This window comes from Marinobacter sp. DUT-1 (genome assembly GCF_050379415.1).
Lineage (GTDB): Bacteria > Pseudomonadota > Gammaproteobacteria > Pseudomonadales > Oleiphilaceae > Marinobacter.
The window spans coordinates 337853-361149 of sequence record NZ_JBNRLS010000004.1; the positions used below are offsets into that span (position 1 = coordinate 337853).

Below are 23297 nucleotides of genomic sequence, written 5' to 3' on the forward strand. Positions count from 1 at the left end.
TGCAGGCTCTCAGAACAAGGGAGTCTGCATGTCGGCGTTCTTCGAAGTATCCAGCCTGGGTGTCCGTATCGGTGACACCCCCATTCTTCGCAATATCAACATCGGTTTTCAGGAGGGGGAAGTTACTGCCCTGCTGGGCCACAACGGTTCTGGCAAATCGACACTGCTCAAGGTGCTGGCCCGGCACCAGGCTCCCTCGGAGGGCACCGTCAGCCTTCTCGGCCAGTCCTTTCGCACCACCGGGGCACGGGAATTTGCCCGTACGGTCGGTTACCTGCCCCAGCATCCACCGGGTACGGACGGATTGACGGTGCGCGAACTGGTTGCCCTCGGCCGTTACCCCTGGCGGGGACCGCTCGGCCGCTATAACCGGGAAGACCACCGATTGATCGACCAGGCCATTGCCGACACCGGCCTTGAAGCGTTCACCCATCGCTCCGTGGATACCCTCTCCGGTGGCGAGCGCCAGCGGGCATGGATTGCCATGCTGCTGGCCCAGCAGACCCGCTGCCTGCTCCTGGACGAACCCATTTCCGCGCTGGATGTAAAACACCAGGTGGAAACCCTGCGTCTGGTGCACCGCCTGGCGGAGCAGCGGGAGCTGACCGTGATTGTGGTATTGCACGACGTGGACCTGGCCGCCCGTTTCTGTGACCGGCTGGTGGCCATCAAGTCCGGCCAACTGGTGGCCGATGGCCGTCCCTCCGACATCATGGATTCCGGCATCCTGGAGACCATTTATGGCGTGCCCATGGGTGTGATGGAACGGGCTCCGGGGCAGTGGGTTTCCTATGTGCACTAAATCCACGGGGCTGGCCGGCCTCTTTCTCCTGTTAATCACACTCGCCATGCCCGCCACAGCAGGCACCTGGCAGCATGAGAACGGAACACTCACCCTCGACAAGGTCCCCGAGCGCATCGTCGCCCTCAACTGGGCCGCGACCGAGGCGTTACTGCTGCTCGGAGTCACCCCGGTGGGGGTGGCCGATCTGGCAGGTTACAGCCACTGGGTCAGGGAGCCAGCACTGCCGGACAGCGGTGTGCGCAATGTCGGCACCCGGGTGGCACCCAGCCTGGAGGCCATTGCCGAACTGAAGCCAGACCTGATCGTGACCAGCGCCGAAATGGCCCCCGCTGCCGACCTGCTCGAACGACTGGCCCCCACCTACGTGGCCAGTGTGTACAAGGAAGGCTCGCAACCCTACACCAAAGCCCGGGACATGCTGATCACCCTCGGCGAGATGCTGGGTCGGGAAGCTCAGGCAAAGGCAGTGGTGGAGGATGTCGAACGGACCCTCGCCAACCAGCGGGAGCGACTTGCCGAAGCCGGTATTACAGAGCGACCGGTAGCGTTGGTGAACTTCCTCGACGCCCGACATGTGCGCATCTATGCCCCGAACGGGCTCTACCAGACTGCGCTCGAAGCCCTCGGGCTGACCAACGCCTGGCCTCACCCGGGGAATTTCTGGGGGTTTTCCGTGGTCGGTCTGGAAGCGATTGCGCCGTTTCCGGAAGCCCAGCTTGTAGTGATCTCACCGACACCGCCGGGGCTGACCGATACTCTTGGCGAAAGTCCATTCTGGACCTACCTGCCGGCGGTGCAACGGGACCAGGTGTACCAGGTGGAGGCCACGTGGCCTTTCGGGGGCATCTACCCGGTCAAGCGGCTGGCCACCCAGATTACCGACAGTCTGCTGGCGGGAGGCTCCGGTAATGTACAGTAATACTGCCACCCTCCCGGCCCAGCGCCCGATCCTTCCCGCCCGCTTGCCGGTGGCGGCCGCGCTCCTGTGGCTGAGTGCTCTTCTGGCCAGTGCCCTGCCCTGGCTGCAGCAGCTGGACCCGATGGCCCTGCTCAGTGCTTTCTGGACCTTCAATCCGGATATCTACGCGTCGGTGCTGGCGCACTTCAGCTGGGCACCCAGGGTGGCCATGGCAGTCTTGGTCGGCGCGGCGCTGGGGCTTGCCGGTGCCGTGACCCAGCAGATCCTCGGCAACCCCCTGGCCTCACCAACCACCCTCGGCGTCGCCGCCGGGAGCCAGTTTGGCGTCACCGTCGCCTCTCTGTTCTTCCCGGGCCTGCTCGCCTTCAGCCCGGATCTGCCTGCCATTGCCGGCGGCCTGCTGGCCATCGTCATGGTCATCGCCCTCACCTGGCGGCTGGGCTTTTCCCCGGTCACCGTGATCCTCGCCGGCCTGGTGATCACCTTCTTCCTCGGCGCCACCAACATGGCGTTCCTGTTGCTCAAGGGCGAGTGGCTGGGCAACCTGTTCATCTGGGGCGCCGGCTCCCTGGTCCAGAACAACTGGCAACCGTTCGCGGATCTCTGGCCCAGGGTCGTGATCCTGGTGGCCCTGATGCTGCTGTTGATGCGGCCACTGCAATTACTGCAACTGGGCGAGACCTCCGCCAGCTCCCTGGGTGCCAGGGTCGCGTGGGTACGGGCCCTGGCGTTGTTCCTTGTGGTTCTACTGACCGCGACGGTAGTAAGCCGGGTGGGCGTGATTGCCTTTGTTGGCCTTGCCGCACCCGTGCTGGCCCGGCTGCTGGGCGCCCGCACTCTCGGCGGGCGCATACTTTGGAGCACCCTGCTTGGCGGTGGTCTGCTGTTACTGGCGGACACCCTGGCCCATTGGGCGTCCACCTGGGGCGACGGTTCCCTGATTCCCACCGGCACCACCACGGCTTTAATTGGCGGGCCGATCATCCTGCTGGCCCTTCAGGGCTTCCGGAATACCCATCACATGCCAGGACAGACCTCCAGCCCGGCCGGATTCCTGCCCAAACGCCGTCCGATCCTGCTGGTTTCAGCCGTGCTCACCGGGTTCCTACTGATTACGGTGGTGGTTTCCATGGGCTGGTCGCCCGGGCTCGATGGCTGGCGCTGGGCGGGCGTCGCACAATGGGACGAGGCCTGGGTCTGGCGCGGCCCGCGGATGCTTGCTGCGGTACTGGCAGGAATAGCCCTCGGGCTGGCCGGCACCCTGATCCAGCGAATGACCGGCAACCCCATGGGCAGCCCGGAAATGCTGGGCATCAGCGGTGGGGCCGCTCTGGTGATGGTAGTCATTGTGCTTTCCGGTCTTGAGGCCGGCCGCATGGGGCAGCTGGTAGCCGCCACCGCCGGCGCCGCCGGAGCGCTGGGCCTGCTGATTCTGCTGGCGCGGCGACACCGCTTTGCCGGCAACCAGTTACTGCTGGGCGGCCTTGCCCTCTATGTGTTCATGGATGCCGGACTTCGTCTGGTGATGGCCTCCGGCGGGACCGAGGCCTCCAAGTTGCTGAACTGGATGTATGGCTCCACCTGGCTGGTTTCCGAAGGGGAAGCCATCGGACTGCTGGTGTTCATTCTGGTCATTTGCGGGGCTCTGGCCACAGTCGTCCGGCCCCTGACCCTTTTGCCGCTGGGTGAGCAGTCTGCCTCATCGCTGGGTCTTCCGGTGGCCCGAGTCCGCCTGTTACTGCTGTTCCTGGCGGCACTGCTGACGGCGGCCGCCACTGTCGTGATCGGCCCGCTCAGCTTTGTCGGCCTGATCGCGCCGCACCTGGCCCGGGTATTGGGCCAGCAGACCGTGGGCCGGCAGCTGATCGCCGCCGCACTGGTCGGTGGCGCGCTGCTCGGTGTGGCGGATTATCTGTCCCGCATTATTGTGTATCCCAACCAATTGCCCGCCGGCCTGCTTGCGGCCCTGGTGGGCGGCATCTATTTCCTCTGGGGACTCAGCCGCCATGGTCGGGCCTGATTCCGCGACAGAGGACGAAGGCTGGGTCGATCGTTATGATCGGCTCCTGCAAGCCTCCGGACTCGACCGTGCGACTATCTTCGCTCAGTCTCTGCAAGCCCCGGCACCGGAACGCCAGGGTCTGTTTTCCCTGGCCCAGTGCCTCGATCAGCCCGAGTTGCTCGTGCAGCAGATCGGTCGGGATTACCCCGATGCCGAAGATCGCAAAACCGTCCGGGCTTATGCGTCGGTACTGCAACAGGATCTGGCGCTCAGTGTGCTTGCCCCCCTCACATTACGTCTGTTCCGGGATGGCGAGGCGCCCGTTGCCGATCCGGCCCGAATCTACCTGGCGCCCATCGAGGAGACGGGACAGACCGTGTCACGATGGTTCCAGACTCCGGGCCAACCCATGGCAAGCGAACAGGGTTTCCAGCGCGGTATGGCAGCGCAAACGCAAGCCTGGTATCCGGTGTTCAGGCAGCAACTGGGAGTGAGCCCTGGCGCCTACTGGAGCAGTGTCGGCCTGGGTTTGGGCGCGCCTTTCTCGGCGGTGTGGAACCTGGCGGATCCAGCTTCGGTGTGCGATCTGGCGCAACAATGGCTGGAAACATTCCGGAATGACGCCAATCGGTTCATCGACTGGATTCCGGCGGTGTTCGCAGAGCAGAGAACGGCAATCCCCCAGCGGAAGGGCTGCTGCCTTAGGTACCTGTTACCGGAAGGTGGTTACTGCGGTACCTGCGGGGTCTATCGAAAAGAGAGAATGGCGGGGATCAACTCCCCGCCCTTTACTACGGATCAGTAGACCCAGGAAACGGTCAGGCTGGCGTTGGCCGGCTCGCCGTAGAAGCCCTGGGCCGAGGTACCGAATTTCTTCAGGCTCTCGATGTACTTCTCGTCAGTGACGTTATTGACGTTCAGGGTGGCGTTCCAGTTGCGGGCAAAGTCGTAACTGGCCATCAGGTCCAACACGGCATAGGCATCCTGCTCGGTCACGATGGTGGTGCCGGCGTTCGGGCCGGTGGTGGCCACGCCCTGCTCCTGGCTGATCTCGGACTGCCAGCGGATCTGGCTTCCGAGCTCCAGGCCGTCAACACCCGGTACTTTCCAGGTACCGCGCAGCTGCGCCAGGTGCTCCGGCACAAAGGACTTGGCCTCGTTACCGTCAGCATCCTCGATATCCACGAAGGTGTAGCCGGCGAAGAGCTGGATGCGGTCGGTCACGGCACCGACGATTTCCAGTTCGACACCCTGGCTTTCAAGCCCGTCAACCGCACGGTAGTAAACGTCCTGGGTACCGTCGTCGTAGGTGCCTGCGGCTTCGGCCACGTTCTTCTGCTCGACCTGGAACAGGGCCACCGTGGTGTTGATGCGGTCCTCGCGGAATTCACTCTTCAGGCCCAGCTCGTAGTTGACGCCGTCGATCGGATCCAGGCGGTCGCGATTGATGTCCAGCTCGGTCTGCGGAGAGAAGATCTCTGTGTAGCTGGCGTAAACCGAGTGATTGTCGTTGATGTCGTAGATCAGGCCGGCGTAGGGGGTCTCCACGGCGTCGTAGCTGGTCTCTTTGGAGTTGCCGTAGCTGGTGCCTTCGCTGTCCAGCCAGGTCAGGCGCAGGCCGGTGATGGCGGTCAGACTGTCGGCCAGGGTCCAGCGCGCCGCGGCATAGGTCGCGGTTTCACGGTCGGTCCAGTCGGAGCCTGCCACGCCGTTGTCGAAAGTCGGGCGTGGATAGTTTCCATCCCATTCATTCAACGGCGGCAGTGGATCACCGATACCCTGGCCATAGCGGGATTCGTCCACCGTCTCGGAGCGGGACCAGCTGGCGCCGACCACCAGTTCGTGGGTCCGGTTGGCCAGATCGAACGGGCCGGTGGCGTAGGCGTCCACCACCCACTGCTCGGTATTCAGGTCGTACTGGCTCGGGTACGCCATCAGCCCTTCACCGGTGTCCGGATCCGGGGTGCCGAACTGGTAGAACAGCTCGGAATCACTGTCATTCTCCAGCCGGAACACCGAGCCTTTGGCACGCCAGCCGCCGGCCAGCTCCTGTTGGAGCTCCACAAAGCTGTTGTGCTGGGTGTTATCCCAGTAGGACCAGTCAGACGCAGTGCTGGTGGAACGGGCAAAGTCGGTGGCGGTGCCGTCGGTGTAGAACAGCGGCAGCGCGCCCCACAGCGGGCTGTCAGTATCGGAGCTCTGGATGGCATGGCCGAGGGTAAGCAGCGTGGTGTCGGTCAGATCCGCTTCCAGCACACCATAAAACATCTGCTTTTCGTTGCTGTAACGATCCAGATAGGAATCCTTGTCTTCATAACCTGCCACGACCCGGCCGCGTACGTTGCCGGATTCCGAAACCGAGCCGGAGACGTCACCGACAATGCGCTTCTTGTCCCAGGAACCGGCGGTCACCGCCACCGAGGCATTGGTGTCAGCAGTGGGGCGCTTGCGGATGAAGTTTACGGTCGCCGCCGGGTTACCGGAGCCGGTCATCAGGCCGTTGGCGCCCCGCAGTACCTCAACCCGATCGAAGAAGGCGGTATCCAGCTCACCCTGGACGTTGTCATACACCGCCGGAAGACCGACGCCGTCATACTGGAAGTTGTTGATGTCGAAGCCGCGGGAGGTGTAGTAGGTCCGGTCTGTCTCCACGGATTCAACGGTGACACCGGTGGTGCCCTCCAGAACATCATTGATGTCGTTCTGGGCGAAATCGTCCATCTGTTTCCGGGTTACCACGGTGACTGCCTGAGGCGTCTCGCGGTGGGACAGTTCCATCTTCAGGGAAGTAGTAGTCGCTTCGGGAGCATAGCGTTCAGTGAATTCCGAAGGGGTCTGACCCCGTTCTGCGGATACTTCGAGCACCTGAAGGGTGGCAGGATTGCTCTCCTGGGCCACTGCCATTGCCGGGACAGTGGCGCACATCATGGCGGATACCAGGGCCTTTCGGCGGAATGCCGGCTCGGGAAGTCGGAACATCATTTTCTCCGTGAGTGAGTTTTTTTGCAGGTTGATCATTATTCGACGCACATCTTAATGCGAATCATTATGATTTAAAACCTCAAATCACGGTAATCCAACGCTGCCTTCGCACCCTATATTCAGGAACACCCGTTCAGGGCAGTGGAGCGGGTCAACTGCTATGCTGAAGAGGCAGTTGCTTCCGAGTTTCCAGACCACTCGCCATGCAGGCCGGAGGTTCCCATGTTCACCAGCAGACAACTGGCTGTGGCCAGCGGGTTGATGTTGTTTTCGGTATCAACCCTTGCCGAGCTGACATTCTCATCGGATGAGGCGGATTTCCGGCTGGAGATCGTTGCCGAAGGGCTGGAGCACCCCTGGAGCCTGGCGTTTCTGCCAAACGGCGACAAACTGGTGACGGAGCGGGCCGGACGACTCCGGATCATCCGCGATGACACACTTGTGCCGGAACCAGTCTCAGGTGTTCCGGACCTGGTGGTTTCCGGCCAGGGCGGGCTGCTGGATGTGCTGTTACATCCGGAATTCGAGAGCAATCAGACCCTGTTCCTGAGTTATGCCCACCGCACCCGAGAGGGCATGACCACCCGGGCTGCCCGGGCAAGGCTGGAAGACAGCGAGTTGAAAGATGTGGAGGTCATATTTGAGGCCCTGCCCCGCTCCAACACTTCCCGCCACTTTGCGGGGCGCATGGAGTTTGATCGGGATGGCAACCTGTACATTTCCGTCGGCGATCGGGGCGAAATGGATCGGGCCCAGGATCTTGGTGACGACGCCGGTGGCGTGCACCGGGTCACGATTGATGGTGAGCCGGTGGCGGGCAACCCGTTCGTGGACCGGGCCGGTGCCCAGGATACGTTTTTCACCTACGGCAACCGCAATATCCAGGGCATGACCATTCACCCGGACACCGGCGAGATCTGGACCCACGAACATGGCCCCCGGGGTGGTGACGAGATCAATATCCTGTCCGCCGGAACCAACTATGGCTGGCCCGAGATTACCTATGGCATTGATTACTCGGGCCTGCCGATCACCATGCATACCAAGAAGGAAGGCATGGCACAGCCCCTGCGTTACTGGGATCCATCGATTGCACCCTCGGGCATGGCGTTCTATACCGGCGACCTGTTTCCGGAGTGGCAGGGTGACCTGTTCGTGGGGGCGCTGAAAATGCGCAAGCTGGTACGCCTGGAAATCCGGGATGGAGACGTCACCGAGGAGGAAGACTTGCTGACGGACCTTGGCGAGCGCATCCGGGATGTGCGCATGGGCCCGGACGGCGCTCTCTGGCTGTTGACCGACTCACCCCAGGGCAAGGTTTACCGGACCGTTCCTGTGAACTGACCCTCAGTGGGGGTCGTTGGTCCTGTCGGTCTTTTCGTACTGGGGAAGGTCGTCGGTAATAGTGAACCAGTCGGATTTCGAGCCGACATAGACGTGCTGGGCCGGGCCTTTGCCCAAGGGTTCGTTGATCACGCCTACCCGCAGGCGAAGAATACCGGGGATGGCATCTACCCGGCTGTATAACTGGCTGCCACAACGGCTGCAGAAGGCGCGGTACTTGCCGGGGCTGGACTCGTATTCAGTCACCCGGTTTTCACCGGAGAGAATCCGGAACCTCACCGCCTGCACCGGCGCGCTGGCCGAGAAGGCACTGCCATGGGCGCGCCGACACTGGCTGCAATGGCACAGGGAAATCGGGCCGAGAGGGCCGTCATATTCAAAGGTGAGGTCGCCACACAGGCACTGGCCGGTATACATGAATCACTCTCGCGCTTCGGACTTGTTTAAATCTCCGGCGGGATAATACCGGCGAGCCACTTGAAGAACCACCCTGGTAACATCATCTGGGTTAGTACAGAACTGGAACAGGAGGACAGAGATCATGTCGTTTACCACGCTTCCGAAGATCGGTATGGGTACTTTTCGCCTGAAGGGCAATGATGCCCGGGAGGCGGTGAAGAGCGCCCTGTCGCTGGGTTACCGGCACATCGACACCGCACAGATGTATGAAAACGAGGCGGAAGTGGGCGACGGCATCACCTCAAGCGGCATTCCCCGCCGCGATATCTTCCTGACCACCAAGATCTGGCACGACAATCTGCACGCCAGCGATCTGATCAACAGCCTCCACGACAGCCTGGCCCGTCTGAAAACCGACCACGTCGACCTGACGCTCATCCACTGGCCTTCCCCGGACAACGAAGTGCCGATGGAGGAATACCTGGGCGCTCTCCGGGACGCCCAGCGCGAGGGCCTGACCGAGCACATCGGGATCTCCAATTTCACCTGTGCGCAGATGGATCAGGCGAAGAAAATCCTTGGCGACTCACCCATCCTCACCAACCAGGTGGAAGTCCATCCGTTCCTGGCCAACCGCAAAGTCGTGGAACACGCTCAAAAACTGGGCATTACGGTGACAGGCTACATGCCCCTGGCCGTGGGCAAGGTCATGGAGGACGAGACGTTGCAGCGCATTGCCAGCGAGCGGAACGCCACACCGGCGCAGATTGCCATTGCCTGGGTGGCCTCACGGGGCGTGGTGCCGATCCCCTCCTCTACCCGACCATCCCACCAGAAGGCCAACCTGGATGCCCTCGAGATTCAACTGACCGAGGATGAAATCAAGGCGATTGACGCCCTGGACCGGGGTGAACGGATTGCGAATCCGGGTTTTGCACCGGACTGGGATTGACCCTGAGCGCGACAACTAGCAGCACCAGCGTGGCCGCCGGAAAGCCCAGCAACCAGAAGGTACCCAGGGCCCAGTAGGTGGCCGCACTGAACAGGGTCCAGGCCAGGGGCAACACCAACAGCAACCACCTTAGTGGCGCCGGTTGCCGGGCAAACATCAGCACGGTGGCGGCAACAGTCACCCCGGGCGCAAGTCCGAACAGGGCGAGCGCCCACAAATCGGGCATCTCCAGTACCGACAGCCAGGGCAACAGGAGTACCGCCAGCCACCAGCAAACAGCCACCGGCCACGCCATCGGTCCGGGAAGTGCCCTTCCCTTCAGAAGCAGCAATAACAGCCCCTGGACCACAAAGGCCCAGCCGAATCCGGTGGCCGGCAAGTTCACCGGGCCGTAATAGCGCACCAGGAACAGGTAGCCGCAGCCGATCCACGCCAGCCCTGTAAGAGCCATTGCCAACCGCCTCGGCAACTCGGCGGCCTGTCGGCCGAACCAGGGCAGTACCAGGCCGGCAAGCGGCCACAACAATAGCCAGGGCCAGAGGTCCTGGTTGATCCGCGCAAACAATCTCAGGAATACCTCCGGGCCGAACATCACGAAGTCCTGCAAGGAATAGCTCAGCCAGGTTGCCCCGTTCACAGCTGCCTCACGTAATCCGCCATCATCCTGCGCTGCCTGGCGTCAGGCAACTGACCGTACATGGCCCCCATGTTCTCCTGCATATGCTCCACCCGGGTCGTGGCCGGAATAGCGCAGGTGACGGCGGGGTGGGAAATGATGAACTTGAGGAAGAACTCGGCCCAGTTACCCACGCCGGCCTCACTGGCCCAAGGCGGCAGCGGCTCGGACTGGAACCGGCGAAACAGGGAACCGCCCTGGAATGGCCGATTCACGATCACCGCAATGCCCCGTTCCCGGGCCAGGGGCAGCAGCCGTTCCTCGGCTTCCCGATCCAGCACGTTGTAGGTCAACTGAACGAAATCCAGGGGTTCCGTTTCCATGACGCGCGCCAGCTCACGATGCCGGCGGCCATGGGAGGTGGTAATGCCGATGTAACGGACCCTGCCTTCGGCCTTCATCGCTTTCAGGGTCGCCAGGTGTTCCTGCCAGGCCAGCAGGTTGTGAACCTGCAGCAGGTCAAAGCGCTCAATGCCCCATCGCCGCACGGACGTGGTGGCCTGCTCCCGGGTTTCAGAACCATTACTGGTCCAGATCTTGGTCGCTGAAAAGATGCGGTCATGGGCACCAAGCTTGTCCAGCGCGGCGCCGATGACATCAGCAGAGCTGCCATACATGGGTGAACAGTCGATAACAGTACCCTTGCGCTCAAGAAAGGCCTCGAGCACGCGGGTACGCTGGTCGATCAGGTACTGGTCACTTCCCACGTTGAAGGTAATCCAGGTCCCCATGCCGATAGCGGGGACCGATTCCCCGGTAGAGGGAATTGGCCGGACATGGAAGTCTTGCTCGCTGGAGGACGGGGTGGCAGCCAGCAGTCTGGGTGAAGCCACAACCAGGCCACTCAGCCCGACACCGATCAGGAATCGTCGCCTTGATAGCTCCAGCATGGTGGCCCTCCCTTGGAATCTGCCTTAAATGACAGCCTCAACCGCCGTATTGTTCCTCCAGATACTTCAATATACGCGCCGATTCGAACATGGACGTGCCGGTGTTGGGATCTTCCAGGTAAGGGACCTGAACCCGCCCGTGCTGCCGGAAAAAGGCATCCCGCTTACCTCCGGGTAAAGGCTTGTATTCCCCGGGTTTTATGCGCTGCTTTGCGGGCCCGATTTCGGTCCAGTGTTCCTTGCCGAGATTGTGGAGCGTGTATGGAATCTCCAGCTCACACAGCTTTTCCCGGACCAGCCGCGAAAACGGACTGCCCTCGAAGCTCCACAGATGAAGCCCCTGCTCGGGACGCTTGCCCGGCGCTGCCCGCAGCCCGCGCATTTCGCTGGCAACCGAGCCCAAAGAACCAAACACCGGCTGCCAGACCCTGGCCTGGTAGTAGCCCGGAACCGGGCGGCTCCCGTACTGACGGAACAGGTACTCTATGATATCTCCGGATTCGTACATCACCTGGCCGGTATTTTCATCCACCAGAAGCGGAAACAACTGCTTGCCACCAATCGCTTCTGCTTCGGCCCGGTAAACCCGACCGCCCTTGGGGCATGGGCGAATCTCAACGTCCAGGTTCAAGGCTGTAAAAGCTTCCCGTACCCGCCGGCAATAGGGGCAGCCTTCCATGTCATAAAGAATGATCGGTTGTTCCGGCTGCTCCGCCGCCTTCACCACCAGGCAACCCCGCCAGGCCGTGAAGCTGGAGGTTGCCACGGATTCGAGCACATTCACGTTATGCTTTAACGCGTTCAGCATGGTTTGTCCTTGGTTTCGGGATGTTGGAGTGCCCATTATGCGGGCGCCTCCCGGTTTGCCATTGGCTCCCGTGTCCCCATGATGTGGTCAAACCAGGGTTTGGTCACACACCAGTTGGCGTTGGGGTTGGGTCCCATGTGGTGGTCATAGTGCCATGGCAGATGCTCTCTGGCCCACTGCGGATCCAGATGCGATTTCTTGTGCACCCGGTAATAGTTCCAGGCACTGTAATAGAGTGTGCCGACAAAGAACGGAGCCACCGGCAGCAGGGGGGTCACCACAGCAGCTCCCGCAACCAGGGCCGCGACTTCCTTGGTCTGGGCATTCCAGGTCAGGGGCGGGTGCCGGTAGTCCTCGTCCAGGAAACCGTTCCTGCGGACATGGCGGTGATGATCATGCCAATGGAACGCCCAGAAACTGTTCCGATTACGCCCCAGGTCGTGCAGAACGTGTTTGTGGAATACCCACTCAACGGCGTTGGCTGTGATCAACCCGATCGGTATACCAATCATGGCTCCCTCCTGTTCTTGTCTTGTTGTCGTCATTATTTCACTGAACTAGGAAACGCTGATTGAGTCTGAAATTCCATGACTGAAATGCCGTGAAACCTGCGGTAAAAAACGCACACAAAGTCATTGACATCCACAAGATTAACTTTTGTACAGCTAACCCACTGATTCCAAAGGCCCCTTACAGAGCGTCACAAAAATTCAATATAAACAACGTCTCTACTGGCAATTTTTAACGTCATGTAGAGCTTTTCTGCATAGTACATCCGGCCAGGATCGGCTATTGTTTAGTCATAAGAACTCAACGGATGGACATCATGAAGAACAGGGTCATGCGACGCAGCGTCAGCCAGGCAGGACTGAGGAGGTCCTGGCATCGGTTTATGTTGTCTGCGGGAATTGCCGCGGTCGTGGCTACGGGCGCCCCACTGGCTGCAGCGGGGCCACCGGGCAGCGAAGACTCCCCAACCCGACTCTGGAGCACGGAAGTGCGGGATTACGCGTTCAAGGCACTGAACAACAAGGAAGGCCTGAGCGTTGCGGCGGTCCCTCTGAACGGCCCGGGCATCGAGCAGTATGTGAACGCTGACGAACTGATGAGCCCGGGCTCCATCATGAAGCTGGTTACCACCTACGCCGCCCTGGAAATTCTCGGCCCTACCCACCACTGGAATACCGATTTCCTGACCGATGGGCAGATGGTCGGCGATACGCTCAAGGGCAACCTGTACGTCCGGTTCGAAGGCGACCCGAAACTGACCCTCGAGCGCCTGTGGTCCACCATGCGTGAACTCCGGCAGATGGGTGTGACCAATATTGATGGCCACCTGGTTCTGGATGGCAGCTATTTCCGCGTGGATGGCGGCTTCCCGAAATTCGAGGACAATGGCGACAACCCCTACCGGCCGTTCCTGGTGGAGCCTTCCGCCTATCTGACCAACCTTAACCTGCTGCACTTCCAGGTCCGGGCCGACGAGCGCGGCACCCAGGCCTGGACGACCCCGGACCTCAGCGAAGTCCGGATCGACAACCGGGTCACAGCCATCCCGGAGGGCCCGTGCCCCGGCCGCCGTGACTTCAACTGGGAGCCGGTATTCGACGACAACATGCAGGTCACCGTGCGTGTGACCGGCGAACTGCCGCAGGGCTGCCGGACCACCACCTACATGTCCCTGCTATCCCATGAGCAGTACACCGCCTCCCTGATTCGTTCGGTACTCAAGGAAACCGGCGTGACCATCAGCGGGGCCAGCATGACCGGTAAGACGCCCGAAGATGCCCGACTGGTGATGAGAACCACCTCTCCGGACCTGGTCACCATGGTTCGGGACATCAACAAATGGAGCAGCAACGTCATGGCTCGCCAGATGCTGCTCTCCATCGGTGCCGAGAACCGGAAAGAAGACGAACAGGATGACCGCGTTGCCGGTATCCGCGTGATCTACGAATGGCTTGAGGGCAAAGGCATCAATACCGCGGGCATGGTGATCGACAACGGTGCCGGCCTGACCCGCCATGGCCGCATTTCGGCCCGCCAGGGCGTACAGATCCTTCAGCATGCCTGGAACAGTCCATTCGCCTCCGACCTGATGGCCTCAATGCCAATCACCGCCATGGACGGAACCATGGCCCGCCGCCTGAAGCGAGCCGGCATGGAAGGCACAGGCCGGATCAAGACCGGTTACCTGGAGCACGTTCGCTCGATCGCCGGCTTTACCAGGGACGAAAACAACACTACCTGGGCGGTGGTGGGTATCGTGAACAACGACCCGGCGTGGAACGGCAAATCGGTGTTGGATCGGGTGCTTTACTCGCTGCATTACCGGCCGCCTACGGGGACGGCGATTTCGAGGGCTGGCACAGAGCCATCGGATACAACGATTCAATAAAAAATGCCCCGGCCGAAGCCGGGGCATTTCACTTTACGTCTGTCGAGAATTACAAGGCTGAAGCATCATCAATGCCAGTAATGTCGGCAACAGCACCCGGTTCCGGGGACTCGCTCAGACGCGCAATCGCGGTGTACACGCCGCCCGCTGCCAGCGGGATACTGCCTGTCTTCAGCAGCTGATTTCCATCGGTATCGGTGACGATAACCACGTAATCCCCTGCCGCAACCTGCAGATATCCGGAAGACTCACCAAACTGGAAGTCATCGAGTGCAGGAGCCGTGGAGCCGTCGATAGCGGTTTCAGCAGCACCTCCTGCAGCTGTTGGCAGCAGATAAACATCCACCACCTGGGCCTCGAATGCGCCATGGATAACCCTCAGCTTGGCTGCCGTGGCAATGCTACGGTTGTCATCGGCAAAAGCCAGGGCCTGAAGACTCGAATCAGCGGCTGTACCAGCGGCAATCACAGTCAGGACATCACCGATCTCCAGATCCAGCGCTGCCTCAATGACTGCTTCAGTTCCATCCGCGGCCGTAATGGCCACATTATTCTCACCGGTTTCCAGGCCTACGTAACTGCCCAGTGAGGCCACGGCCGGCACAGTCTCGGTATACAGCAGCCCACTGACATTTGGCTCATCCGTTCCCGGGGTGCGATTGACGTACAGGTCGACAGGGCCCGCATCAGAAGAGTTGTGCACAGCCCGGATTCCGGCTCCGGTATCCGCTGACAGTATTTCATTGGTTTCGCCGCCGTTGATCACCAGCAAGCTGACGGGAGACGCGCCGTACACCGTGTTATCAATGGCACCGATCAGAAGATCAGCCCCGCTTGGCAAGGTCACGGCCCCACTGTCATAGACAACTGTATCCGACCCGGTCGGAGTAACCCGAATCTGATACTCACCGGCAGGAACTTCCAGCGGGCCAACGCTTTCCTGGAAAGCAAACGAGAAGGTAGCTTCGGCAGGAAGTTCTGCACCGGCCGCCGTCACATAGACATCAACTGGGCCGCCGGCGACCTCCTGAGCGTCGGGCGACAAATGCGCGACCCGGAGGCGGACAGAATCGGCGCTTTCGCGTTCGCCGTCGTCAGCAAGAATCAGCGGGGCGATGGTCTGGTCGCCCACCTTACCCACGGCAATCACATCGTATTTGGTATCGAATCGAAGAGAAGCATCCGCATCAATCACGGTGGCGGTCTCACCGCCCGGCAAGATGCCATCAACCGCGATCGAGGCCGTACCGGCATTCGGGGTCAGAACGGCGGCCTGCTTGTAGTCAGCCCCCGAAACCACCGTTTGATCGTTCACACGCACATTGACTGCTGGCGCATCAGAAGAAGCATGGATGACCCGGACGCTGGTTTTCGCCGGATCGTCGTCACCATCGAAACACCCGGCCAACAACACACTACTGGCCACCACCAAAGGCAAAGCAAATTTTGTATTCATTGTCACTCATCCTCACTTGCGAGGTTGCAAACAGGGTTTGATGGTTCGAACCTGCACAGATTCATTCCATGAACTGTACGAAAAACAATCTACGGATGGGTGCAACAAACAGATTTACATTTTTTGACAATAGAGCTTACGGCACGGGAAGCTAGTTCTCATCCACCAGCACACGAAGTGTTCGCGCAGTCAGCCGCCCGGCAAGCGGAGCGACGAAAATTACGAGCGGGAATGCCGAGCCCCAGGCCACGAGGAAGGCAGAGCCCCAGCGCGTCAGGAAACCCTCGATGAGCCCGGTGTTAATAAACGTGATGATTCCTGACATCATCAGGGACATGATGCCGGACATGTAGAACGCAAAGACAAACTGGCGAACACGTGCGAACTTTTGCTTGGACATTGAATCTCCGTAAGTCAGGGCATGGCGGGCTCGTGCCAGCTCCATCCGTTCCAGGCCCTGATTCGTAATACCTATGACAGGGATGCATGATAATGAGCATGCAATGTTTTTCCATTGGGCTTTACGCTGAGGCACCGAGATGAGTTCTCTCGCCTACCAAACGGGCGCCATGATTCGGGCAACCGTGTTATTCCTGACCATCGCGTTACTCTCGGCGTGCAGCTCAACACGCACGGCTTACCGGTACGCGGATTGGGGCGTCAACTGGTGGGTCGACGACTACGTGACCCTGACCGGCGAGCAGGAACAGCAACTGGCGAGGGACCTCGACAACCTCCGCCAGTGGCATTGCACCGCGGAACTGCCCCGCTATCGCCAATGGCTGCACGAACTGGTCCGGGACGCCCGGTCGGGCGACCTGGATCGTGCAAGGGTCAGCTACCACCAGCAACGCCTGTTCGATTTCCTGCCCGGATTGCTTGAGCAGGCCGCGCCGACCGCCACCAACCTGCTCGCCTCGCTCAGCGACGAACAGGTCGCCCAGCTGGCCAGGAACATGGCCCGGAACCATGGGGAGATGGAGGAGAAATTCCTGCTGGATTCTCCCGAGGCACGAGTCGAAGCCCGGGCTGAGCGGACGATTGAGCGTATCGAAAACTGGCTTGGCCCCCTGAACCCCCGGCAACAACGAATTGCCCGTGAGTGGTCGGAAAGCCGGGGTCGGCAGACCGAGATCTGGCTGGAGGGCCGCCGGAATTGGCAACTGGCGCTGCTGGAAGCCCTGGAGGAGCGGGACTCACCGAAATTTGGGGAGCAAATCCGCTATCTGCTGATGAACTCGGAAGAGGTGCGCGGAGAGCCCTACAAGGAGATGATGGCCGAGAGCCGGGTGGCGATGGCGGATTTGATGTATGAGCTGATCGAAGCCGGAGCGCCTTCGCATCTGGCGCATCTGGAAGAGAGAGCGGTGGAGCTTCGGGGGGATTTCAGGGCGCTGACCTGTTCGGCAGCCTGAAGGGTGAAGGTGGGGTCAGATGAAAGCTTTCATCTGACCCCGTTTTCAAAGCCAAAACTCGAGGTTAAGCCCGCGGCACCGGGGTCAGATGAACAAGTTCATCAGACCCCGACTACTCCCGCATCAAATGGTCAGATATCCACCATCGGCATTAATACAAGCCCCGGTGGTATAACTCGAAGCTCCAGACACCAGATAAAGCACCGTCCCCGCCATCTCGTCCGGATCGGCCACGCGTTTCATCGGGATATGGGCCATGGCCTGTTTCTTGATCGCCTCGTTGGTGGTCAGAGCGCTGGCGAACTTCGTGTCGGTCAGGCCCGGCAGCAGTGCGTTGACGCGAATGTTCTGCTGGCCCAGTTCCATGGCGAAGGACTTGGTCATGGAAATAACCGCCGCTTTGGTAACCGAATAGATACCCTGGAAATGGCCGGGGTTCACGCCGTTGACGGACGCCACGTTAACGATCGCGCCACCACCGTGTTTCTTCATCATCTGGGCACCGCGAGCGCACATGAAGAAGTAGCCGCGAATGTTCACATCCACGGTTTTCTGGAAGGCGCCGAGATCGGTGTCCTCCACCGGACCGAAATAAGGGTTGGCGGCGGCATTGTTGACCAGGATGTCCAGCTTGCCGTGGGCCTTGTCGATATGCTCCCAGATAGCCTCGATCTGTTCCATTTCCCCGATGTGGCAGGCAACCGCTTCGGCGCTGCCGCCCTCGTCACGGATGCTGCTGGCCACTTGCTCGCAGCCGTCGATCTTGCGGCTGCTGACGATGACGTGGGCCCCGTAATGGGCCAGGGTCCGGGCAATGCTCTCGCCAATACCGCGGCTGGCGCCGGTGACCAGAGCCACCTTGCCGGACAGATCAAACAGGTTCTTGGTACTCATGGATTTCCCCTAATGCGTTATCGGAATGTCACCAGGGCGGGATCTTCCGCCTCCAGGTGGCTGTAGTTGTTGAAGACGGCCAGGCTGCGACGCGGGCCGGAATAGAGAATGCGGGAAACGCTGGTATTGGCGATGACGTTGTTCACCGCCAGCGCCTTCTCATCGGAGAGCCCCAGCAAATGCTGGGCAATGACAGCTATCGGGCCGCCAGAGGTGGAAACCAGGACATCACCGCCATCGGCGTAACCGATCAGCTCATCCAGTGCGGCAATGACCCGTGCCTGAAAGGCGCCCCAGGTCTCGGCGTATTCATCGTCAAACTCACCGCTGATCCAACGCGCCATCGCTTCCTCGAACACCTGCTGGAACAGCCGCGCAGGCTTGGGAAAGGCGGCCATATCCCGGGCCATGACCTGCCGGTCCGCCCATTCCGGCTTCAGCCGCTCGACCACCTGCATGTGATCGAATTCGTTCAGCCCTTCAACCGCCTGCATATCCGGCAACGACCGACCGAACCCGGAGGCGACGGCCTCAACCGTTTCCCGGTGACGCTCCATATTGCCGCCGAACACCGCGTTGGGCGTGACTTTATTCGCCAGCCAGCGTCCAAGCACCTGCCCCTGCTCCCACCCCCTGGGGGACAGCTCGTCGTAGTTGTCCTTGCCAAAACTGGCCTGGCCATGCCGGATCAGATAGATGGTCGCCATTACAGAGTGCTCTCGCTGATCAGCCGCTGGCAGCGCTTCTCCAGGTAATTGGCGGCGTGGCCGAAGGCGGCGAAACGTTTGTCTTTGGTCTGGCCATGGTAGAAGCGGTAATAAATCTGCTGGATGATCACCGCCAGCCGGAACAGACCGTAAATTTCGTAAAAATCGAAATTATCGGCATGGAAACCCGACTTTTCCATGTAGTACTCCACCACTTCCTTGCGGGACAGCATTCCCGGCCGGTGAGTAGGCTGACGCCGAAGCATCTGGAACGGACCCTCATCGTCCGCCTCGATCCAGTAGGCCAGGCTGTTACCCAGATCCATAAGCGGATCGCCGATGGTAGCCATTTCCCAGTCCAACACACCGATCACTTCAAAAGGGTTGTCCGGGTTCAACACCACGTTGTCGAAGCGGAAATCGTTATGAATCACAACCTGGGCAATGTCTTCCGGCATCTTGTCATTGAGCCAGCTCATCACCGCCTCGAAATCACCCACATCGTCAGTCCGGGCCTTGCGGAACCGGTCGCTCCAACCACCGATCTGGCGCTGCACGTAACCGGCGCCTTTGCCCAGCTTGTCCAGACCTGCGGCCCTGGCGTCCACCAGGTGCAGATCCACCAGCTTGTCGATCACGTTGAGGCAAAGCTTGCGGGTGTCGGCCTCGCTCAGTTCGAAATCCTTCGGGAAATCCTGCCGCAGGATAATGCCCTTCAGGCGCTCCATAACGTAGAAATCACAACCAAGAACGTCATGATCGTCGCAGATCGCCACGATATTCGGCACGTAAGGGTATTCCGGCTTCAGCGCCTGCATGACCCGCGCCTCCCGGAGCATGTCGTGGGCCGACTTGGCGATCTTGCCGAACGGCGGCCGACGCAGCACGTAGGACTGGTCGCCGTAATCCACCTGATAGGTCAGGTTGGAGGCGCCACCGGGGTATTGCTTGATCGAGGGCTGCCCCTCCAGCCCTGGCATCGCCTGCTTCATGAATCGGTCAACAGCGGCTACGTCCAGCTCTTCGCCTTCGCGGATATCCACCGCCTGGTCGATCTGTGTCATTCAGGTTCTCCTGTGGTCTGTTCCGGCCACTCAGGCGTTGGCTTTGCCGCCCATCTTGTTCATCCAGCGCTTGCTTTCCTGATGCATCAGCCAGTCAAAAGCCCAAGGCGCGTGGCGCTTCAACACCCACATCCGGCGTTCTTTCGCATGAGGCAGCACCCAGAAGCTCTTGTCCTTCACGCTCCGGAAAATGTCCTCGGCGACGTCCTCGGCCGTAATGCTGGAGCGCTTCATCAGCTTGTTCACATTCTGCTGGATGCCGGGAATGTCCGAGCGCATGGTGCTGGCCAGATTGGTCTGGAAGAACGCCGGGCACACGCAGCTGACGTGGATGCCAGCGTCCCTGAGTTCCTGACTCAGGGTCTCGGACAAGGCGATCACCCCAGCCTTGGAGACATTGTAGCTGTCCATCAACGGCGCCAGCATCAGCCCGGCCATGGAGGCCACGTTCACAAATGCCCCGGAGCCCTGCTCTCTGAACAGCGGCGTAAAGGCCTTACAACCACGCACCACGCCCAGCACGTTGATATCGAGGATCCACTCCCAGTCGGACATAGTGGTGTCCTCAATAGACCCGGCAGAGGCAACACCGGCGTTGTTCACGACAACGTCCACACCGCCCCACTTCTTCTCCAGGTCATCCCGCACTTTCTCGAAGTCCGTCAGCCGGCGCACATCACATTCGACAAAGTAGCCTTCGCCACCATCCTTATTGATCTCCTGCTCGACGGCCACACCCTGCTCCGGGTTGATGTCACCGATACAGACTTTGGCGCCTTCTTTGGCATACCTCAATGCAATCGCCCGGCCGAGACCACTGGCCCCTCCGGTTATGAATACTCTCTGTGTCATCGTTGTTTTACCGTTTTTGTCTCAGTGAATGGTCCCAAACGTCAGTGCAAGAGCTGCTGCCGGGTAGGCCCTTCCAAAACACGCTGTGAATACGTCCCTGTACGCTCTGCTCCGCCATCCATGGCTCCGCAAGGTTTTGGAAGGGCCTACCCGCCAGCAGCTCCCAGTCTTTCGGAGGAATCACCTCAAAGGCAACTCCAATGTACGTCGGAGCCAGCGGGATGGGGCGTCTGAAACTGTGCGGAGCCATGGATGGCGGAGCTCAAGCGTCACATGGGTGAGGCCGAGCGTTTATGAAGCGAAGCTTCATGCGACAGCCGAACGACCGCAATCTGTGATTGCGGGCCGGACCCCGCAGGGGTGCCGAAGGAGCGGGTTTGAGACGCCCCATCCCGCTGGCTCCAGCCCCAAGGTCAGGAGGCCTGCTGCTTATACTTCCGAAGCTCAAGCCGAGCCACCATAGCCCGATGAACCTCATCCGGCCCATCCGCCAACCGCAATACCCGAGCATAGGCAAACAACTGGGTCAACGGGAAGTCATCATCGCTGACACCGGCACCACCATGAATCTGAATGGCCTGATCGACAATGGTCTGCAGCATCTGCGGCACCACCGCCTTGATCATGGAAACCTCCTGCAGCGCCCCCATAATGCCCTTGGTATCCAGCGCCCAGGCACACTTGAGAGTCAACAGACGCGCCTGCTCGATAGACATACGTGCATTGGCAATGATGTCCGGGTTGCCACCCAGCTTGGCAATCGGGCGGCCAAAGGCTTCCCGGGTGGTGGCCCGTTTGATCAGCAGTTCCAGCGTGCGCTCCGCCGCACCGATGGCCCGCATGCAATGGTGTACGCGCCCCGGCCCCAGGCGGCCCTGGGCTATTTCGAAGCCGCGACCCGGGCCGGCGATGATTGCACTCTTGGGCAGGCGGACATTATCGAACAGGACCTCACCGTGGCCGTAGGGCTCATCGTAGGCGCCAAACACCGGCAGCATCCGCTCGATCTTCACCCCCGGAGTATCCAGCGGCACCAGCACCATGGAATGCTGGCGATGCTTATGGGCATCGGGATCTGTCAGACCCATGAAGATACCCACTTTGCAGTCCGGGTGACCGATACCGGTACTCCACCACTTGCGCCCATTGAGCACCACGTCGTCACCCTCGACAATGGCGGTGGCTTCCATGTTGGTGGCGTCGGATGAAGCGACGGCGGGCTCGGTCATACAAAACGCGGAACGAATCTCACCACTCAAGAGCCCGGGCAACCACTCGGCTTTCTGCTCGTCGGAGCCATAGTGAATCAGCACTTCCATGTTGCCGGTATCCGGGGCGTTGCAGTTGAAGATCTCCGGGGCGATGAAGCTCCGCCCGGTTTCCTCTGCAATCAGGGCATAGTCCGAGTTGAGCAGGCCGCAGCCGTATTTCTCGTCCGGGAAGAACATGTTCCACAGACCCTGGGCCCTGGCCTTCTCCTTCAACTCCTTGATGATCGGGAGCACCACCCAGCGGTTTTCCAGGGACATCAGTTCCCTGTGGTACTGTTCTTCGATCGGATAAATCTCGTCCCTCATGAATTGCTTCACGCGGTTGAGATAATCCTGGCCTTTTTCGGAGATGTTGAAGTCCATTGCCTGTCCTCACTGATTCTGAAAAGCCCGCGCATCGAGCGCTTGTTGAGACCAGTCTAGGCAGGACCAAGGTATTAGGCGACTGAATTATTCTTATCGTTTATCATTATCCGGACTTATTCAGAACAACGGATCCCAATCATGGCCCTGAATCGCCTGGACCTGAACCTGCTGCATGTGTTCGACACCATTTACCGGGAAGGTAGCCTGACCCGAGCTGCCAAAGCCCTGCACCTGACCCAGCCAGCAGTGAGCCATTCCCTGTCCAGGTTGCGGGATCACTTCGACGATCCCCTGTTCACCCGCCAGGGCAACCAGATGATTCCCACACCCCTGGCCCGCCGGTTCCTGGAATCGATGCGACCGGGGCTCACGCAGATTCAGAGCGCAGTGAACCAGTTCCATGCCTTCGACCCGGCCAACCAGCGCAAGACCTACTCGCTCGGCTTAAGGGATGTACTTGAATCCACGTTTCTTCCGCAGTTGATGCAACGGCTCGATGCCTACCCGGAGTTGGAGATCGTTTCCCGCCGCATCGCCCGGCGGGAGATGGAAACGCAGCTGGCAGCCGGCAAACTGGATTTTGCGGTGGATGTACTCTTGCCGGTGAGCAGCCAGACCGGCCATGAACTCCTGCGCAGGGATAGACTGGTAGTTCTCGCTCGCAAGGACCACCCCATTGCCGGCGATGCACTGACCATGAAAGGCTATCTCTCGGCCCAGCATGTACTCGTTTCGTCCCGCACGGAGGGACCGGGCATCGAGGATTTTGAGCTGTCACGCCTGGGGGTGCACCGGAACATACGCCTGCGGTGTCAGCACTACTTCGCGGCCTGCCGGGTAGTCGAAGGCACAGACCTGCTGCTCACCATGCCGGAAACCTATGCCCGCATCATCGCGGAGAGCTCGTCCCTCGCACTCATGGATCCACCGGCTGATCTACCCTCTCTGGATGTACACCTGTATTGGCACAAGGCTTATGAGAAGGAACCGGCGTTGGTGTGGTTGAGAGAGCAGCTTCGGAGCGTCAGTTAAAGTGGGGTGGTTAAAGGAGGGCTCAGAAGAAGGCTTTCTTCTGACCCCGGAGTGGGGCCGGCAGC

General features: G+C 60.4%; 22 protein-coding genes. 9 read left to right on the plus strand and 13 right to left on the minus strand.

What is annotated here, in order from left to right:
- Positions 1–28 precede the first annotated feature (28 nt).
- Genes ACQUTG_RS14790 through ACQUTG_RS14805 form a run of 4 tightly spaced genes read left to right on the plus strand, consistent with a single transcriptional unit; the run spans position 29 to position 4531 of the window.
- Positions 29–802 (plus strand): ABC transporter ATP-binding protein, encoded by a 774-nt coding sequence (locus ACQUTG_RS14790; RefSeq protein ID WP_428920145.1) that lies wholly within the window; start codon positions 29–31, stop codon positions 800–802.
- A complete protein-coding gene (locus ACQUTG_RS14795; protein ID WP_428920146.1) occupies positions 792–1724 on the plus strand; it encodes an iron-siderophore ABC transporter substrate-binding protein in 933 nt (310 codons plus the stop codon). The genes ACQUTG_RS14790 and ACQUTG_RS14795 overlap by 11 nt, the downstream gene beginning before the upstream one ends.
- On the plus strand, positions 1714–3744 hold the full coding sequence (fhuB, locus tag ACQUTG_RS14800; RefSeq protein WP_428920147.1) for a Fe(3+)-hydroxamate ABC transporter permease FhuB: 2031 nt from the start codon (positions 1714–1716) through the stop codon (positions 3742–3744). The genes ACQUTG_RS14795 and fhuB overlap by 11 nt, the downstream gene beginning before the upstream one ends.
- Positions 3731–4531 (plus strand): (2Fe-2S)-binding protein, encoded by an 801-nt coding sequence (locus ACQUTG_RS14805; RefSeq protein WP_428920148.1) that lies wholly within the window; start codon positions 3731–3733, stop codon positions 4529–4531. The genes fhuB and ACQUTG_RS14805 overlap by 14 nt, the downstream gene beginning before the upstream one ends.
- Here the strand turns inward: ACQUTG_RS14805 and ACQUTG_RS14810 are convergent.
- The gene (locus tag ACQUTG_RS14810; RefSeq protein ID WP_428920149.1) at positions 4525–6705 is read right to left on the minus strand and encodes a TonB-dependent siderophore receptor; all 2181 of its coding nucleotides are present in this window, start codon (positions 6703–6705) and stop codon (positions 4525–4527) included. The genes ACQUTG_RS14805 and ACQUTG_RS14810 overlap by 7 nt on opposite strands.
- Before the next feature lie 264 nt (positions 6706–6969).
- On the opposite strand from ACQUTG_RS14810, the gene ACQUTG_RS14815 reads away from it, so the two are divergent.
- Positions 6970–8052: a PQQ-dependent sugar dehydrogenase gene (locus ACQUTG_RS14815; protein ID WP_428920352.1), complete on the plus strand. Its 1083-nt coding sequence runs from the start codon at positions 6970–6972 to the stop codon at positions 8050–8052.
- A gap of 3 nt (positions 8053–8055) precedes the next feature.
- On the opposite strand, the gene ACQUTG_RS14820 is transcribed toward ACQUTG_RS14815, so the two are convergent.
- Positions 8056–8469, minus strand: a complete 414-nt coding sequence (locus ACQUTG_RS14820) for a GFA family protein (protein WP_428920150.1) — start codon at positions 8467–8469, stop codon at positions 8056–8058.
- Positions 8470–8593: 124 nt separating this feature from the next.
- Here ACQUTG_RS14820 and dkgB point away from each other — a divergent pair, with 124 nt between their 5' ends.
- Entirely contained in the window at positions 8594–9403 is an 810-nt protein-coding gene (gene dkgB, locus ACQUTG_RS14825; protein ID WP_428920151.1) for a 2,5-didehydrogluconate reductase DkgB, read from the plus strand.
- On the opposite strand, the gene ACQUTG_RS14830 is transcribed toward dkgB, so the two are convergent.
- From ACQUTG_RS14830 to ACQUTG_RS14845, 4 genes are read right to left on the minus strand one after another with little or no spacing between them, the layout of a single operon-like run.
- On the minus strand, positions 9333–10040 hold the full coding sequence (locus ACQUTG_RS14830; RefSeq protein WP_428920152.1) for a hypothetical protein: 708 nt from the start codon (positions 10038–10040) through the stop codon (positions 9333–9335). The genes dkgB and ACQUTG_RS14830 overlap by 71 nt on opposite strands.
- Positions 10037–10969 carry an aldo/keto reductase gene (locus tag ACQUTG_RS14835; RefSeq protein WP_428920153.1) on the minus strand — a complete coding sequence of 311 codons (933 nt, stop codon included), beginning with the start codon at positions 10967–10969 and terminating at the stop codon, positions 10037–10039. The genes ACQUTG_RS14830 and ACQUTG_RS14835 overlap by 4 nt, the downstream gene beginning before the upstream one ends.
- A gap of 37 nt (positions 10970–11006) precedes the next feature.
- Positions 11007–11777 (minus strand): glutathione S-transferase N-terminal domain-containing protein, encoded by a 771-nt coding sequence (locus ACQUTG_RS14840; protein ID WP_428920154.1) that lies wholly within the window; start codon positions 11775–11777, stop codon positions 11007–11009.
- Positions 11778–11812: 35 nt separating this feature from the next.
- Positions 11813–12289, minus strand: a complete 477-nt coding sequence (locus tag ACQUTG_RS14845) for a hypothetical protein (protein ID WP_428920155.1) — start codon at positions 12287–12289, stop codon at positions 11813–11815.
- A 314-nt stretch (positions 12290–12603) separates the two neighbouring features.
- Here ACQUTG_RS14845 and dacB point away from each other — a divergent pair, with 314 nt between their 5' ends.
- Positions 12604–14175, plus strand: coding sequence for a D-alanyl-D-alanine carboxypeptidase/D-alanyl-D-alanine endopeptidase (gene dacB, locus ACQUTG_RS14850; RefSeq protein ID WP_428920156.1), 1572 nt, complete (start codon positions 12604–12606; stop codon positions 14173–14175).
- Between the two features lie 49 nt (positions 14176–14224).
- Here dacB and ACQUTG_RS14855 read toward each other — a convergent pair whose 3' ends face one another.
- Both ACQUTG_RS14855 and ACQUTG_RS14860 read right to left on the minus strand, forming a co-directional pair.
- Positions 14225–15631 (minus strand): DUF4397 domain-containing protein, encoded by a 1407-nt coding sequence (locus ACQUTG_RS14855; protein WP_428920157.1) that lies wholly within the window; start codon positions 15629–15631, stop codon positions 14225–14227.
- Between the two features lie 151 nt (positions 15632–15782).
- Positions 15783–16031 carry a DUF2798 domain-containing protein gene (locus tag ACQUTG_RS14860; RefSeq protein ID WP_428920158.1) on the minus strand — a complete coding sequence of 83 codons (249 nt, stop codon included), beginning with the start codon at positions 16029–16031 and terminating at the stop codon, positions 15783–15785.
- Between the two features lie 139 nt (positions 16032–16170).
- Between ACQUTG_RS14860 and ACQUTG_RS14865 the strand changes: the two genes are divergently transcribed.
- On the plus strand, positions 16171–17046 hold the full coding sequence (locus ACQUTG_RS14865) for a DUF6279 family lipoprotein (protein ID WP_428920159.1): 876 nt from the start codon (positions 16171–16173) through the stop codon (positions 17044–17046).
- Positions 17047–17169: 123 nt separating this feature from the next.
- Here ACQUTG_RS14865 and ACQUTG_RS14870 read toward each other — a convergent pair whose 3' ends face one another.
- The 5 genes from ACQUTG_RS14870 to ACQUTG_RS14890 form a co-directional block, all read right to left on the minus strand.
- Positions 17170–17940, minus strand: a complete 771-nt coding sequence (locus tag ACQUTG_RS14870) for an SDR family oxidoreductase (protein WP_428920160.1) — start codon at positions 17938–17940, stop codon at positions 17170–17172.
- A 17-nt stretch (positions 17941–17957) separates the two neighbouring features.
- Positions 17958–18647: a histidine phosphatase family protein gene (locus ACQUTG_RS14875; protein WP_428920161.1), complete on the minus strand. Its 690-nt coding sequence runs from the start codon at positions 18645–18647 to the stop codon at positions 17958–17960.
- Entirely contained in the window at positions 18647–19711 is a 1065-nt protein-coding gene (locus ACQUTG_RS14880; protein WP_428920162.1) for a phosphotransferase family protein, read from the minus strand. Before ACQUTG_RS14880 ends, ACQUTG_RS14875 begins: the two co-directional genes overlap by 1 nt.
- Positions 19712–19741: 30 nt before the next feature.
- Positions 19742–20563, minus strand: a complete 822-nt coding sequence (locus ACQUTG_RS14885; protein ID WP_428920163.1) for an SDR family oxidoreductase — start codon at positions 20561–20563, stop codon at positions 19742–19744.
- Positions 20564–20976: 413 nt separating this feature from the next.
- Positions 20977–22197, minus strand: coding sequence for an acyl-CoA dehydrogenase family protein (locus ACQUTG_RS14890; protein WP_428920164.1), 1221 nt, complete (start codon positions 22195–22197; stop codon positions 20977–20979).
- A 141-nt stretch (positions 22198–22338) separates the two neighbouring features.
- On the opposite strand from ACQUTG_RS14890, the gene ACQUTG_RS14895 reads away from it, so the two are divergent.
- The gene (locus tag ACQUTG_RS14895) at positions 22339–23232 is read left to right on the plus strand and encodes a LysR family transcriptional regulator (protein ID WP_428920165.1); all 894 of its coding nucleotides are present in this window, start codon (positions 22339–22341) and stop codon (positions 23230–23232) included.
- Positions 23233–23297: the final 65 nt, after the last annotated feature.